We start from the raw sequence: 14,648 nt of genomic DNA on the forward strand, positions 1-14,648 counted from the left end.
TGAATAGCGGATAGCGAATCCGAATCAGTAAAAAATTCAGAAAGAAAAATAAAAAATTAATCATAAACCATTCAATAGATTCTAAATCTACAAATAAACCACAAATAACTTATGAACCGAAATGTTATTTCAATTGTTTTAGGAGGAGGCAGAGGCACAAGACTTTTTCCTTTAACCTATTCCAGATCTAAACCTGCAGTACCTATTGCCGGAAAATACAGATTAGTAGATATTCCTATTTCCAACTGTTTAAATTCAGGGTTAAATAAAATTCTTGTTCTTACTCAGTTCAATTCAGCATCTTTAAATTCTCATATCAAAAACTCATATCATTTTGATATTTTCAGTAAGGGTTTTGTAGATATTTTGGCTGCTGAACAAAATGTAGATAGCGACAGCTGGTTTCAGGGAACAGCAGATGCAGTTCGACAGTCGATGAAGCATTTGGAAAAATACGATTACGAATATATCTTAATTCTTTCTGGAGATCAGCTTTATCAGATGGATTTCAGAGAAATGTTAGATTTTCATATCGAAAAAGGTGGCGATGTTACCATTGCTACAATTCCTGTAAATGCTAAAGATGCAACAGGTTTCGGTATTTTAAAGTCTGATGATGAAGGTAATATAACTTCTTTTATCGAAAAACCTGGTTTTGATGAATTGAATGGTCTTCAGTCTGAAGTTTCAGAAAAAAACAAAATGAAAGGCAAAGAATACCTTGCTTCTATGGGAATTTATATTTTCACAAAATCTATTCTTAAAAAAATGTTTGAAGAGGGTGCGGGAGACGATTTTGGAAAAGATATTATCCCCAATTCTATAGGGAAATATACCACTTTAAGTTATCAGTACGAAGGGTATTGGACGGATATTGGAACTATTGAATCCTTTTATGAAGCCAATTTAGATCTTTGTCAGGATTTTCCTCAGTTCAATTTATTTTCTTCATCACCGATATTTACCCGTGCAAGAATGCTTCCGCCATCTAAAGTTAATGGTTCGTATGTGAGTAAAGCTGTTTTTGGAGACGGATCTATCATTATGGCAGATAAAATTGAAAATTCTGTGATAGGAAACCGTACGAGAATAGATAAGGGAAGTACAATTGTTAATTCTTACATTATGGGTGCAGATTTTTATCAGAATACGACCGAAATTGTAGAAAATGACAGAAAAGGTTTACCAAACATGGGGGTTGGTAAATATTGCTATATCGAAAAAGCCATTTTAGATAAAAACTGTTTTATTGGAGATAATGTTAGAATTATCGGTGGAAAACATCTTAAAGATGGCGATTACGGAACCCATTCTGTACAAGACGGTATTGTTGTTGTGAAGAAAGGTGCAGTTATTTCACCGGGAACTCACATTGGATAAGAGTTTAGAAGTTTGATGCTGGAAGAGGGATGTTTTTAGAAGTGAAAATTTTGAGGTTTTTTTTTACCGTCGAGTAACAAACATCAAACTTTCATCATCCATTAAAAATAAAAACAAGAGTGATCATAATATTGGTCACTTTTTTTATTTGTATTACTTTTGTGCAATGCGTTTTATTAAAATTATAACGGTTATTATTGCTTTGCTCGTAGGGATTTATGCAGCATCTATGTATTTTTTTGTGGATGACAGTAAAAAGTTCACGATAGAAAAAGAAGTAGATTTTCCTTTGGAAAAAGTGTTTGCCCAATTCAATAATCTGCAGAATTTTACCCGATGGAATAATTTTTTTGCCAGTTCAAAATCTATAGCCATAGATTATTACATTCCTTACGAAGGTCAGGGAAGTGCCATCAGTTATAATGATCCTAAAAGTGATGACGGTGGAGAAATGTTCATCAGATATTCCAATCCTAATAAAACTTTAAGATACCAGCTTTTCGAGGATGAAGATGAAAATCCGACTCTTATCGATGTTAAATTTTCTCCTGTTTCTGCCGAAAAAACAAAAATAACCTGGTTTGTTCATACACCAAAATTATCTTTACTGTCCAGAGCTCAAAATTTCTGGACGGAGGATAAATTTGCAGACAATATAGATAAGAGCATGCTTAATCTAAAAAATGTTCTCAGCAATAAAGTTGAAAAAGACAATATGCTCGCCACTATAAAATATGATAGTGTAATGGTGGAAAAGGAGGAAGAAAAGATGATTTTAGGCGTTAATGTAAGCGCTTCCAACAAAAAAGATGCTTTATTTAAAAACATCGTGATGAATTTTAATAAAGTGAACAATTTTGTAACGATGGATTTGGGCAAAAAAAACGATGAAATTGGTTATCCGGTTTTAATAACAGATGCAGATAATTATAAAGATAAAGAAGTTTCTTATTTTTTAGGAATTCCTTTGTCGAAAAAAATAGGAGTTACAGATAATAATTTCAGTTTCAGATCGGTAAACCCTACCGAAAACTATGTAATTTATTATAAAGGCAGCTACGAAAGAAGAATAAGAGCAATTCAGCAGCTCATTCAGAAAGCCAAAAAAGATGAAATGAGGTTTGGTGATGTGTATCAGACTTTTATAGAATCTCCTTCGGAAGGAAGTGACGTAAATATGAAGCTGTCTTTATCTGTTTATAAATAATTTTGAAACAAAAAAATTCAATGTAATTTTTGTCGTTCCCAAGTCGGTTTTTTTTATTAAATTTGAAGATTAATACGTTAAACAAAAATTTAATAATAGATAAACTGTAATAATGGACAGATTTTCATTCCTAAACGCAGCTCATTCTCAGTTAATTGAGGACTTATACCAACAATATTTAAAATTTCCTGACTCTTTAGAATCATCATGGAAAGCCTTTTTTCAAGGCTTCGATTTTGCTTTGGAAAACTACAGCGATGAGGAAAGCGTTCAGTATATACAAAATTCGGTAAATTCTGCACCGGTTGTACAACAGGTTTCTCAGGCGGCTTCCAATGGCGAAATCCCTGAACATATTAAGAAAGAATTTAAGGTAGTAAACCTTATTGAAGCGTACAGAACGAGAGGTCATCTTTTTACAAAAACAAATCCTGTTCGCGAAAGAAGACATTATACACCTACTTTAGATATTGAAAACTTTGGTTTGAGCAGTGCAGATTTGAATACTAAATTCAACTGTGCCACAGAAACCGGGATGAAAGAGCCTTCAACTTTGCAGGATATCATCACTCATCTTCAGCATATTTACTGCGATTCTATCGGTGTGGAATATATGCACATCAATAATGTTCAGGAGAAAGATTTTATCAAACAGTGGCTTCAGGTAAACGAAAATCATCCAATCCTTAATGCCAACGAAAAAACTGAAATTTTATTAAAATTAAATCAGGCAGTTGCTTTCGAAAATTATCTTCATACAAAATTTGTAGGACAGAAGAGATTTTCTTTAGAAGGTGGTGAAACATTAATTCCGGCCTTGGATCAGTTAATTTCGAGATCTTCTCAACTTGGTGTTGATGAGGTTGTTTTAGGGATGGCTCACCGAGGAAGATTAAATGTTTTAACCAATATTTTTGGTAAATCTTACAAACAGATTTTCTCAGAATTTGAAGGAAAAGAATTCGAAGAAGATGTATTTTCAGGGGACGTAAAATATCACTTAGGTTCATCTAAAAAAATTAAAACAGCTTCAGGAGAAGAGGTTTCTATTAATTTAACACCAAACCCATCTCACTTAGAAACCGTTGCCGCTTTGGTAGAAGGTATTTGCCGTGCAAAGGTTGATGATAAGTATAAAGACTTTTCTAAAGTTTTACCAATTATTATTCATGGAGACGGAGCGATTGCCGGACAGGGAATTGCTTATGAAGTCGCTCAAATGATGACTTTGGAAGGCTATAAAACTGGAGGAACTGTTCATATTGTTGTAAACAACCAGGTTTCGTTTACGACCAATTATATGGATGCAAGATCTTCAACCTACTGTACAGACGTTGCAAAAGTTACAGAATCTCCTGTAATGCATGTTAATGCAGACGATGCGGAGGCGGTAGTTCATGCAATTCATTTTGCTGCAGATTTCAGAGCGAAGTTTGGCAAAGATGTGTATATCGATTTGTTAGGATATAGAAAATATGGACATAACGAAGGGGATGAGCCAAGATTTACACAGCCAAATTTATATAAAACAATTTCTAAACATCCGAATCCGAGAGAGATTTATAAAGATTTACTATTGAAAGAAAACGTAGTATCTAATGAACTCATCGGTAAAATGGAAGCAGATTTTAAAGCGCTTTTAGATAAAGATTTTGATGCTTCTAAAGAAATTGAGAAAAATGTAATGGATCGTTTCATGGCAGATGACTGGACGAATTTTCCACTCGGAAAAAGAGGTGCAGTTCAGGAGCCTGTAGATACAAAATACAATTTGGAAAAGCTGAAAGAGTTGGCAGTTAAGATGTCTACACTTCCGGCAGATAAAAAATTCATCAATAAAATTACCAGACTTTTCGAAAACAGATTAAAAGCTATTGAAGCTGACAATTTAGATTGGGCACTTGGAGAATGGCTTGCGTATGCAACACTTTTATCGGAAGGTCATAATGTTAGAATTTCTGGTGAAGATGTAGAAAGAGGTACTTTCTCTCACAGACATGCTGTGGTAAAAACTGAAGATACAGAAGAAGAATATATTCCTTTAAGACATGTTTCTGAGAGCAGATTCGATATCTATAATTCTCACCTTTCAGAATATGGAGTTCTTGGGTTCGATTACGGGTATGCAATGGCTTCTCCAAATACATTAACAATCTGGGAATCTCAATTTGGAGATTTTGTAAACGGAGCTCAGATTATTGTAGACCAATATTTGGCTGCAGCAGAAGAAAAATGGAAAATTCAGGATGGTTTGGTAATGTTATTGCCTCACGGTTCGGAAGGACAAGGTGCAGAGCACTCTTCTGCAAGATTAGAAAGATTTCTAACGCTTTGTGCGAATGAAAATATGGTTGTGGCGAACATTACGTCTCCAGCCAACTATTTCCACTTACTGAGAAGACAATTAAAATGGTCTTTCAGAAAGCCTCTTATTGTAATGAGTCCGAAATCATTGTTAAGACATCCAAAAGTGGTTTCTCCTTTGGAAGATTTTGCCAATGGAAGTTTCCAACCTATATTAGATGATCCAAATGCAGAAGCTGGTAAAATAGAAAAATTAGTTCTTTGCTCTGGTAAACTTTACTTTGAACTTTTAGCTAAGCAGGAAGAATTAAACTGTGATACAGTTGCTTTGGTAAGATTCGAACAGCTTTATCCTTTACAGAATGATGCTATTGAGAAGATTTTTGCAAAATATAGCAATGCAAAATCTATTATTTGGGCACAGGAAGAGCCAGAAAATATGGGAGCTTGGTCTTATATTTTGAGAAATTTCAGAGATACAGGAATTCAGGTAATTGCTCCGGTTCCGAGTGGTGCTCCAGCTCCTGGAAGTTATAAAATGTTTGAAAAAAATCAGAACGCGGTAATCAACAGAGTATTCGATAGAGATGATGCTCCTGCCAAAAGACCTGTAACTGCTTAATAAAAATAGCAAGAAAATAGATTTTTGAAGTTAAGTTTTAAAAAACCTTTTTTCTTTTATCTGTTTTTAAAGTCAAAATAAAGAATAATAATAAATAAAAAAATAAAATACGATATGTCAGTTTTAGAAATGAAAGTTCCTTCACCGGGCGAATCAATAACCGAAGTTGAAATTGCAACTTGGCTTGTAAAAGATGGTGATTATGTTGAAAAAGACCAGCCAATTGCTGAAGTAGATTCAGATAAAGCTACTCTTGAGCTTCCTGCTGAAGAAAGTGGTGTTATCACTTTAAAAGCTGAAGAAGGTGATGTTGTTCAGGTAGGACAGGTAGTTTGTCTAATCGACAGAGATGCTGCAAAACCTTCCGGAAGTTCTGCTCCTGCTGAAGCTCCTAAAAAAGAAGAGGAAGCTCCAAAAGCTGCTGAGCCAGCAAAAACTGAAGCTCCTAAACCGGTAGCTGCGGCAGCCACTCAAACGTATGCAACAGGAACTCCTTCTCCGGCTGCTAAAAAAATTCTTGATGAAAAAGGAATTGATGCTTCCCAAGTTTCAGGTTCTGGAAGAGACGGAAGAATCTCTAAATCTGATGCTGAATTAGCGGCTGTTCCTGCTTTTGGAGGAAACCCTATGACTGCAACTGGATCTAGATCTACAACGACAACTAAACTTTCAGTTCTTAGAAGAAAAATCGCTCAGAGATTGGTTTCTGTAAAGAATGAAACAGCGATGTTAACTACTTTCAACGAAGTAGACATGTCTGAAATCTTCAGACTGAGAAAACAATATAAAGAAGAATTCGCTCAAAAACATGGAGTAGGACTTGGTTTCATGTCTTTCTTTACAAAAGCAGTTACAAGAGCTTTACAAATGTATCCTGATGTAAATGCTTCTATCGATGGAGATTATAAAGTAAACTATGATTTTTGCGATATTTCGATTGCAGTTTCCGGACCTAAAGGGTTAATGGTTCCTGTATTGAGAAATGCAGAAAATATGTCTTTTGCAAGTGTTGAAGCTAACATAAAAGACTTGGCAATTAAAGTAAGAGACGGAAAAATCACTGTTGATGAAATGACTGGTGGTACTTTTACAATTACCAATGGTGGTACTTTTGGTTCTATGATGTCTACGCCAATTATCAATCCGCCTCAATCTGCAATTTTAGGAATGCATAACATCATCCAAAGACCGGTTGCTATAGACGGACAAGTTGTAATTCGTCCTATGATGTACCTTGCGATGTCTTATGACCACAGAATTATTGATGGTAAAGAATCTGTAGGATTTCTTGTGGCAGTAAAAGAAGCAATAGATAATCCTGTTGAAATTTTAATGAATGGCGATGAGAAAAAAGGTTTAGGTTTATAAAAAATCTTTTTATCATTATTTAATATAATCTCGCCTTTCAAAAAGGCGAGATTTTTGTATCTTTTACTTTAAATTGAATGAGATGTTTTCTAAAATTACTTCCAATATAAAGGTTTCGGTAGTTCCGGAGTACGATATCAAGAACAGTTATCCCTCAGAAAACCGTTTTGTTTTTAAATACAATATCGTAATCGAAAATAAGGGAGAAGCTACCATCAAAATCCTCAAAAGAAAATGGCTCATTTTCGATTTGGGATTTGGCTTTACAGAAGTTGTTGGCGATGGAATTATCGGTTTAACACCTGATATTGAGCCTGATGAAAAATTTGCCTATTTTTCTAATGTAATGTTGCGTTCAGGAGTGGGGAATATGTCTGGAAAATATTTAGTTCAGAATTTAGAAACTAATGAAAATTTTGAAATAGATATCCCTAAATTTGAACTGCTTTCTGAAGTTTTAAGCAATTGATTTTAAGCTATAAACATTTAATTTTCGTTTTCATATAGTCAGAAATTTCTTCGTTAGTGGTTAATAAAAGTTTTTCAAAGGCTAGGAGTGAGATTTTAGCACAAGCTTCGGCATCATCTCCAGCTCTATGATGTTTAAATTCAATATTATGATATTCAGCTAAATGTTTTAAACCATAACGGGGAAGATAATCCCAAGATTTCTTTGCAAGCTGAATACTGCACAGATAATGCATTGTTGGAGCAAAAATTCCATAATGATTAAAACAGCCTCTTAAAACTCCGGCATCAAAACTTGCATTGTGGGCAATCATTAGAGTTCCGTACATCATTTCTTCAACTTCATACCAAATATCTTCAAATGTAGGAGCATCTTTTACATCTTCAGGATAAATTCCGTGTACATCTATATTTCTCGGATGGAAGTAAGGATAACTTGGCGGTTTAATAAGCCAGGTTTTAGTTTCAACAATCTTGGAGTTTTGTACGATGCAAATTCCCAACTCACAAGCAGAATTTTTCTCGTGAGTAGCAGTTTCGAAATCTAAAGCACAAAAATCCATCGATTGTAATATATTAAGTTAGATATTTTTCTGTCCAAGAAAGTGTTTGAAAATAAGCCACTTGCTTTGATAATAGTCTTTTTTTTGATGCTTTTGTCTGCGTCTTATTGTTTCAGGTAATTGAGCGTAAAATCCAAAATGACCTCTTGCCACAGCCCAAAGATGGGCAAAACCATTTTTATAGGCAAAGTAAAAAGATGCAACTCCGTCTAAGCATAACCGGAAAAAAATCAAAGGAATTAATTTTGGGAAAGGTAAGTTTTTTGCCATCATTGATAAATTATTCCGAATATTGAGAAAAGTTTTTTGAGGACTTTGTTTGTTTAAAGTACCGCCTCCTACGTGGTAAATTTTAGATTTTCCGGTATAATAAATTTTCCTTCCGGAATTAATTAATCTCCAGCAAAGATCTATTTCTTCCTGATGGGCAAAAAATCTTTCATCAAAACCATTTTGTTCCCAAAAATCTCTGGATCGAATAAAAAAACAACATCCGGAAGCCCAAAAAATTTCTTTTTCGTCGTCATATTGTCCTAAATCTTCTTCAACCTCATCAAAAACTCTTCCTCGGCAATAAGGATAACCTAAATTATCAATTAATCCGCCACCAGCACCGGCAAATTCAAACTTTGTCTTGTTTTCATAAGATAAAATTTTAGGCTGAATTGCTGCAATTTCGCTATTGTTTTCAAAAAGGTGTATTACAGGTTCAATCCAATTTGGAGTGACTTCCACATCAGAATTCAGAAGGCAATAATATTCTGCATTAATGTTCTTTAAACCTGCATTATAACCACCTGCAAAACCAAGATTTTCGGTATTAATTACAATTTTTATTTGTGGATATTCTCTTTTTAAAAAATCTACAGAATCATCTGTTGATAAATTGTCGATTACATATATCTCTGCTTCTTCAGAATTTTCAGTGACACTCGGAAGAAATTTTTCAAGCCAAACCTTGCCATTCCAATTAAGTATAACAACGGCAATCTTTTCATTTTTTACATTCATCTATTCTCCGTCGTAAGTTTTAATTGCGTCCTGATACTTCCATTTTCTGTGAGACCACAAATAGTTATCAGGATTTTTTCTGATTGTATTTTCAAGCAATTGATGAAATTTTTTAACCACTTCGTTTTTCACAAATTTCTCACCGTCGGGATAAATTCTATGGTAATTGACTTGGTAAAATCCTCTTTTTACCTTCTTCATTTCACAGTAAATAAAAATGAGATCCATTCTTGTAGCCAGTTTATCGTAACCAATAAAAGCGGGAGTGCTTTGGTTAAGAAATTTTAAACCATAATTTACATGAGCAATATGAGGAGTCTGGTCTGCCACAAACATATAAATAGATTCTCCATCATTGGGATTTCGGAAAATATTTAAGATGACTTCATTAGCTTCCAAAGCTTCGTTTCCGAATCTGTTGCGGACTTTTTTCATCTGGTCTTCCCAAAAACTACTGTTCACTTTTCTGTAAACAGGATGAGAATTTTTTTGCGGAGTAAGAGTTGCTAATGCATTGATCCATTCCCAGTTAAAAACATGACCTGCCAAAAGAATAATGTTTTTTCCTTCTGCTTTGGCTTCGTGGAATAATTCTTGATTAATATGCTGCATTCTTACCCGAGATTCTACTTCGGAAATACTGAAAGATTTAACGGTTTCTGCCAAATAATCTGAAAAATTGCGATAGAATTTTTTACGAATTTCGGTGATTTCTTCTTCAGATTTGTCTGGAAAAGAATGTTGAAGATTTTGGGTAATTACTTTTTTCCTGTATCCGATTAAATAATAATTGAGGAAGAAAATAATGTCCGAGAAAATATAAAGTATTTTCAGCGGAAGTTTAGATATTAAGTAGAGTATTTTTATTAATAAATTCATAAAACAGACAAATTTACTAATAAAATTTTTACGGTTTTAAATTTCAGCTTAATTACCTTTAATTTTTTAATTTTAACTGCTGAAATTAATGAGCAAAAGCTTTTACGGAGTTGAAGCAGTTGGTTATAATATTTTAATAAATTCATTATGAAAAAATTGTTGATAACAGGGCTTTTAAGCTTTGGAATCCTTACTTTCTCTCAGGAATTGAAAGAAAAAACGAATGAAAGAGAAACCAATAAAGCGCTGTTGATAAAAACAGATCATGCAGAATTGCAGGCTCAAAAAAAAGCAGCAGAAGAGAAATCTACATTACCAAAACCTTACAATCCGAAGGCTAATGCAGAACAGGATATTAAAAAACTAATTGCAAAAGCTAAAAAAGAGAATAAAAATATCATGATTCAGGCGGGTGGAAATTGGTGTATTTGGTGTTTAAGATTCAACCAGTTTGTTCAGACTAATGACGAGCTTAAAAAAATTGTAGATAAAAACTTTCTGTATTATCATCTTAATTATTCTCCCGATAATAAGAATGAAAAAGTTTTTGCTAAATACGATAAACCGGGAGATAAATTCGGATATCCAGTCTTTATTGTTCTCGATAAGACCGGAAAGCTCATTCACATTCAAAGAAGTGATGTTTTAGAAGAAGGTAAAGGATACGGCTTGGAGAAAGTAAAAGATTTTTTTCTACAATGGGTTCCTAAAAAGTAATAAAATAAATTTTATAAAACTTAAATCGGTTTGCAGGTAATGCAGCCGATTTTTTGTTTTAATTTAGATTTCTGTAAATTTTCCATTCTTCAAAACGATGCTGTATCATTTGTTTCATAAGATTGTAATTTTCGAAGCTGTCTTCAATATGATAAAAAGTTTCGTATTCAAAACCCATTTGCTCAGCTTTTAAGTCGAAAAGATGAATATAATCATTTGCGAAAGAACTGTATTCTTCCCCAAAATCTGTATCATCAACATAATAATCTTTCGCGAAACTATTTCCCATTTCAGTAAGATGTAATTCAGAAAAAACACCTTTCAGCTCATCAAGAATAAATTCTGCACCGGTTATTTGTTTTTGTTTGAGTTTTTCAAGACTAGTTGAAGCATTTTTCTTTAAGTCAGAAGAAATCATATTATTTTCAACACACCAAAAGAAAAACATACCTGTATGAGAAGCACTGTTTTGCTGAGGAAGATTCTTCGGGAAATCACTTCCGAAATGCCAGGAAGCATCGTCATATATAACCATAAATAGAGAGTTGATAATATTTTTCTGTTCGTTTCAAAGATATAAAAAATCATTTTTTCTTTGTTGGCTCCCGATAATTTTACTTCATTTGTATCATGAAAAATGCAGTTCTTATTACCATTGGTGATGAAATTCTTTCGGGCAATACGTTAGACAGCAATTCTAATTATATTGCAGCACAGCTTAAAGATGTTGGGATTACTGTTAAACAGATTTTTACAATATCTGATGAGATTGAAATAATTAAAAATACCCTTACATCTGCTTTCGAGATAGGCGATTTGGTGATAACAACCGGCGGTCTGGGTCCTACAAGAGACGATAAAACAAAAAAAGCACTTGCCGAATTTTTTAATGATGAAATCGCTTTAGATGAAGCTACTTTTGAACATCTTAAAGCTTATATGGAGAAACGCGGAAGAATAGAAATTCTGGAAAGAAACCGAGAACAGGCATTTGTTCCTACAAAATCAACTGTTTTTCAGAATCATTACGGTACTGCACCTTGTATGATGATGAAATATGGAAACAAACTTTCTTTCAGTCTTCCGGGAGTTCCTTATGAAGTAAAACCGCTCATAAAAGATCAAATTATTCCTTATTTGCAGGAAAAATTTAAGCTGGAATTCATCCAAAGCAGAATAGTTTCTGTTGTAGGAATTCCGGAAAGTATTTTGGCGGATAAAATTGAAAACTGGGAATTATCACTCCCGGAAAATATGCAATTGTCTTACCTTCCTATTGGGAACCGTGTAAAATTAAGAATTACAGCCAACGGGATAAATGAACAGGTTTTAAATATTCAGCTTGAAGATGAGATTCAAAAATTGTTTCCCATTATCGGAGAAAATATAATTGCAACTTACCAAGACAAAATAGAAGTGATTCTAGGGGAAATTTTAAGTGAAAAAAAACTGACAATTTCTACTGCAGAAAGTTGTACAGGAGGAGAACTGGCAAAAATGCTTACCTCGAATCCCGGAAGTTCACAGTATTTTTACGGAGGAATTGTAGCGTATGCAACCGAAAAGAAAACCAAAATTCTGAACGTTTCTGAAGGAACCATAGAGCGTTTTACCGTTGTAAGCGAAGAAGTAGCAAGAGAAATGGCAGAAGGCTGTCAAAATCTTTTCAGCACAGATATTTCTATTTCTTCAACAGGAGTTGCCGGTCCCGGAAAAGGAGAAGATGGAAAAGATGTAGGAACTGTGTATTATACTATTAGAGTGAATAATCATTCTCAAACTTTCAAACTGTTTCTTCCACATCTCGAAAGACAGGATTTCATTTACTTTGTTTCGCAGAAAATTCTTCAGGATCTGGTAGGAATTTTAATTGAAAAATAATTGGAAGTTTTTTAAGTAACAAAAATTTAAAAAGAGATACTCATTAATATGTAATTCAAAATCGTTAAGATTGTTTTGAGGAACCTTATTTTAAACCATTTCAATTTAACGATTATCTGGAATATAACCGATGAAATGAAATAATTTCATAATTTTAACAAAAAATAAAAGACTTATTTAAATATGAAAAGACTCACATTTTCCTTGTTTTTATTAGCAGGAGTTTGTTCACAGAGTACACTTACAGCCCAAACAAAATCTACTCAGGCTACAGCGCAAAAAGATAATGGGTTAGATATTAGTTTAATGGATCAGTCTGTACGTCCACAAGATGATTTTTACAATTACGTAAGTGGTAGTTGGATGAAAACAGCAAAAATCCCGGCGGATAAACCCACTTGGGGAAGCTTCAACAAGCTTGCTGATGATACCGATAATAATTCGATGACGATTCTTAACTCTCTTTTGAAAGATAAATTTGCAGACGGAAGTGAAGGGAAGAAAATTCAGGATCTCTATGCTACATATATGGATATGAAGAAGAGAAATGCAGACGGAATAAAACCAATTGGGGAAAACATCAAGAAAATTGATGCGATAAAAAATCTTACAGATTTACAGAATTATCTTGCATCGGTTACCAAAGAGGGAGACAATAATTTCTACGGATGGGGTGTTTATGCCGATTTGAAAAATTCTAATATGAATGCGGTATATTTAGGAGACGCTTCATTGGGTTTAGGAAGAGATTACTATCAGAAAGTTGATACCAAAAATACAGAAGCACTTGCTGAGTACGAAAAATATGTTGCATCTATGCTTTCTGAACTTGGATATAAAAATTCTGCAGCTTCGGCAAAAGCAATTGTAAATTACGAAAAAAGCATTGCTAAACATTTGCTTACCAACGAGCAAAGCAGAGACAATACTTTACAGTATAATCCTAAAACGATGGCAGAACTTTCTGCTCTTGTGAAGAATGTAGATTTACCATCTTACCTTAAAAAAGTGGGTGTGAAAACAGACCGAATCATCATTGGAGAATTAGATTATTACAAGAATTTTGATAATCTTGTAAATGCAAAAAATCTTTCGGTTATTAAGGATTATCTTAAATTTCACTTAATTAATGGCAGTGCTAATTATCTTAGTGAGAAATTAGGGAATATGAAATTTGCATTCTATGGTAAATATCTTAGAGGGCAACAGGAACAAAGAGCTTTAAACAAAAGAGGTTACGAATTAATCAATAGTTCTTTAGGGGAAGCTTTCGGTAAGCTGTATGTAGAAAAATATTTTCCTGCTGAAGCAAAAGCACAGATGGTTGAGCTAATTGATTATTTAAAGAAAAGCTTTGCAGTTCACATCAATAATTTAGAATGGATGTCTGCGGTTACGAAAGAAAAAGCAATGGCTAAATTGAATAAATTTACCGTAAAAGTTGCTTATCCTGATAAATGGAAAGATTATTCTAAACTGAATATCGTTCCGGAATCTAAAGGTGGAAATCTTTATGCCAACCTACAGAATATTTCTGAGTGGCAATATAACAGAGAATTGGAAAAAGTAGGAAAACCTGTTGATAAAACAGAGTGGGGAATGACTCCGCAAACGGTAAATGCTTACTACAATCCGGTTTTTAACGAAATCGTTTTCCCTGCGGCTATTCTTCAGCCACCATTTTTTAATCCTAAAGCAGATGCAGCGGTGAATTTTGGAGCCATTGGAGCTGTAATTGGACACGAAATGAGCCACGGATTTGATGATTCTGGAGCACAGTTTGATGCAGACGGAAATTTAGTCGATTGGTGGACACCAGAAGATAAAGCTAATTTTGAAAAAGCAACAAAAGCTTTAGCTTCTCAATACGACAAATACGAACCTGTGAAAGGAACTTTCGTTAACGGAACTTTCACCAATGGTGAAAATATTGCCGATTTGGGAGGAGTAAGTATTGCTTATGATGCATTGCAAATGTATCTTAAAGATAAAGGAAACCCAGGTAAAATAAGTGGTTTTACTCAAGATCAGAGATTTTTCCTAAGTTGGGCTACAGTTTGGAGAACATTATCCAGCGAAAAATATATGGTAAATCAGGTAAAAACAGATCCGCATTCGCCTGGTTATTTTAGAAGTTTTGGACCTCTTACTAACGTAGATGCTTTTTACAAAGCTTTCGATGTAAAACCTGGGGATAGACTATATAAAAAACCGGAAGAAAGAATTAAAATCTGGTAATTACTATAAT

The 14,648-nt window shown here is 33.8% G+C and carries 12 protein-coding genes; 8 read left to right on the plus strand and 4 right to left on the minus strand.

The genetic code is table 11. The annotated features are described in order from the left end of the window. Positions 1–111 precede the first annotated feature (111 nt). The 5 genes from MTP08_RS05345 (at position 112) to apaG (ending at position 7,350) form a co-directional block, all read left to right on the plus strand. Positions 112–1,380 carry a glucose-1-phosphate adenylyltransferase gene (locus MTP08_RS05345; protein WP_243577369.1) on the plus strand — a complete coding sequence of 423 codons (1,269 nt, stop codon included), beginning with the start codon at positions 112–114 and terminating at the stop codon, positions 1,378–1,380. A 166-nt stretch (positions 1,381–1,546) separates the two neighbouring features. Beyond that, a complete protein-coding gene (locus MTP08_RS05350) occupies positions 1,547–2,587 on the plus strand; it encodes an SRPBCC family protein (RefSeq protein ID WP_243577370.1) in 1,041 nt (346 codons plus the stop codon). A gap of 112 nt (positions 2,588–2,699) precedes the next feature. After that, positions 2,700–5,513, plus strand: coding sequence for a 2-oxoglutarate dehydrogenase E1 component (locus MTP08_RS05355; protein ID WP_243577371.1), 2,814 nt, complete (start codon positions 2,700–2,702; stop codon positions 5,511–5,513). Positions 5,514–5,627: 114 nt separating this feature from the next. Continuing rightward, positions 5,628–6,881, plus strand: a complete 1,254-nt coding sequence (odhB, locus tag MTP08_RS05360; protein WP_243577373.1) for a 2-oxoglutarate dehydrogenase complex dihydrolipoyllysine-residue succinyltransferase — start codon at positions 5,628–5,630, stop codon at positions 6,879–6,881. A gap of 82 nt (positions 6,882–6,963) precedes the next feature. Then, on the plus strand, positions 6,964–7,350 hold the full coding sequence (gene apaG, locus MTP08_RS05365; protein WP_209388496.1) for a Co2+/Mg2+ efflux protein ApaG: 387 nt from the start codon (positions 6,964–6,966) through the stop codon (positions 7,348–7,350). A gap of 7 nt (positions 7,351–7,357) precedes the next feature. Here apaG and MTP08_RS05370 read toward each other — a convergent pair whose 3' ends face one another. Genes MTP08_RS05370 through MTP08_RS05380 form a run of 3 tightly spaced genes read right to left on the minus strand, consistent with a single transcriptional unit; the run spans position 7,358 to position 9,802 of the window. Next, positions 7,358–7,912, minus strand: coding sequence for a 3'-5' exonuclease (locus MTP08_RS05370; protein ID WP_209388495.1), 555 nt, complete (start codon positions 7,910–7,912; stop codon positions 7,358–7,360). An 18-nt stretch (positions 7,913–7,930) separates the two neighbouring features. Further along, entirely contained in the window at positions 7,931–8,923 is a 993-nt protein-coding gene (locus tag MTP08_RS05375) for a glycosyltransferase family 2 protein (protein WP_243577374.1), read from the minus strand. Next, positions 8,924–9,802 carry a lysophospholipid acyltransferase family protein gene (locus MTP08_RS05380; RefSeq protein ID WP_243577375.1) on the minus strand — a complete coding sequence of 293 codons (879 nt, stop codon included), beginning with the start codon at positions 9,800–9,802 and terminating at the stop codon, positions 8,924–8,926. A gap of 147 nt (positions 9,803–9,949) precedes the next feature. Between MTP08_RS05380 and MTP08_RS05385 the strand changes: the two genes are divergently transcribed. Beyond that, entirely contained in the window at positions 9,950–10,519 is a 570-nt protein-coding gene (locus MTP08_RS05385) for a thioredoxin family protein (RefSeq protein ID WP_243577376.1), read from the plus strand. A gap of 58 nt (positions 10,520–10,577) precedes the next feature. Here MTP08_RS05385 and MTP08_RS05390 read toward each other — a convergent pair whose 3' ends face one another. Next, positions 10,578–11,054: a DUF7832 domain-containing protein gene (locus MTP08_RS05390; RefSeq protein ID WP_243577377.1), complete on the minus strand. Its 477-nt coding sequence runs from the start codon at positions 11,052–11,054 to the stop codon at positions 10,578–10,580. A gap of 95 nt (positions 11,055–11,149) precedes the next feature. Here MTP08_RS05390 and MTP08_RS05395 point away from each other — a divergent pair, with 95 nt between their 5' ends. Next, complete coding sequence (locus tag MTP08_RS05395; RefSeq protein ID WP_243577379.1) at positions 11,150–12,400, plus strand: CinA family nicotinamide mononucleotide deamidase-related protein; 1,251 nt, start codon at positions 11,150–11,152, stop codon at positions 12,398–12,400. 183 nt (positions 12,401–12,583) lie between these two features. After that, positions 12,584–14,638, plus strand: coding sequence for a M13 family metallopeptidase (locus tag MTP08_RS05400; RefSeq protein WP_243577380.1), 2,055 nt, complete (start codon positions 12,584–12,586; stop codon positions 14,636–14,638). Positions 14,639–14,648: the final 10 nt, after the last annotated feature.

Source organism: Chryseobacterium oryzae (assembly GCF_022811665.1).
Taxonomy (GTDB): domain Bacteria; phylum Bacteroidota; class Bacteroidia; order Flavobacteriales; family Weeksellaceae; genus Chryseobacterium; species Chryseobacterium oryzae.

Coding starts and splice junctions, on each gene's coding strand:
- MTP08_RS05345 (WP_243577369.1), top strand. CDS start 112: ATGAACCGAAATGTTATTTCAATTGTTTTAGGAGGAGGCAGAGGCACA.
- MTP08_RS05350 (WP_243577370.1), top strand. CDS start 1,547: ATGCGTTTTATTAAAATTATAACGGTTATTATTGCTTTGCTCGTAGGG.
- MTP08_RS05355 (WP_243577371.1), top strand. CDS start 2,700: ATGGACAGATTTTCATTCCTAAACGCAGCTCATTCTCAGTTAATTGAG.
- odhB (WP_243577373.1), top strand. CDS start 5,628: ATGTCAGTTTTAGAAATGAAAGTTCCTTCACCGGGCGAATCAATAACC.
- apaG (WP_209388496.1), top strand. CDS start 6,964: ATGTTTTCTAAAATTACTTCCAATATAAAGGTTTCGGTAGTTCCGGAG.
- MTP08_RS05370 (WP_209388495.1), bottom strand. CDS start 7,912: ATGGATTTTTGTGCTTTAGATTTCGAAACTGCTACTCACGAGAAAAAT.
- MTP08_RS05375 (WP_243577374.1), bottom strand. CDS start 8,923: ATGAATGTAAAAAATGAAAAGATTGCCGTTGTTATACTTAATTGGAAT.
- MTP08_RS05380 (WP_243577375.1), bottom strand. CDS start 9,802: ATGAATTTATTAATAAAAATACTCTACTTAATATCTAAACTTCCGCTG.
- MTP08_RS05385 (WP_243577376.1), top strand. CDS start 9,950: ATGAAAAAATTGTTGATAACAGGGCTTTTAAGCTTTGGAATCCTTACT.
- MTP08_RS05390 (WP_243577377.1), bottom strand. CDS start 11,054: ATGGTTATATATGACGATGCTTCCTGGCATTTCGGAAGTGATTTCCCG.
- MTP08_RS05395 (WP_243577379.1), top strand. CDS start 11,150: ATGAAAAATGCAGTTCTTATTACCATTGGTGATGAAATTCTTTCGGGC.
- MTP08_RS05400 (WP_243577380.1), top strand. CDS start 12,584: ATGAAAAGACTCACATTTTCCTTGTTTTTATTAGCAGGAGTTTGTTCA.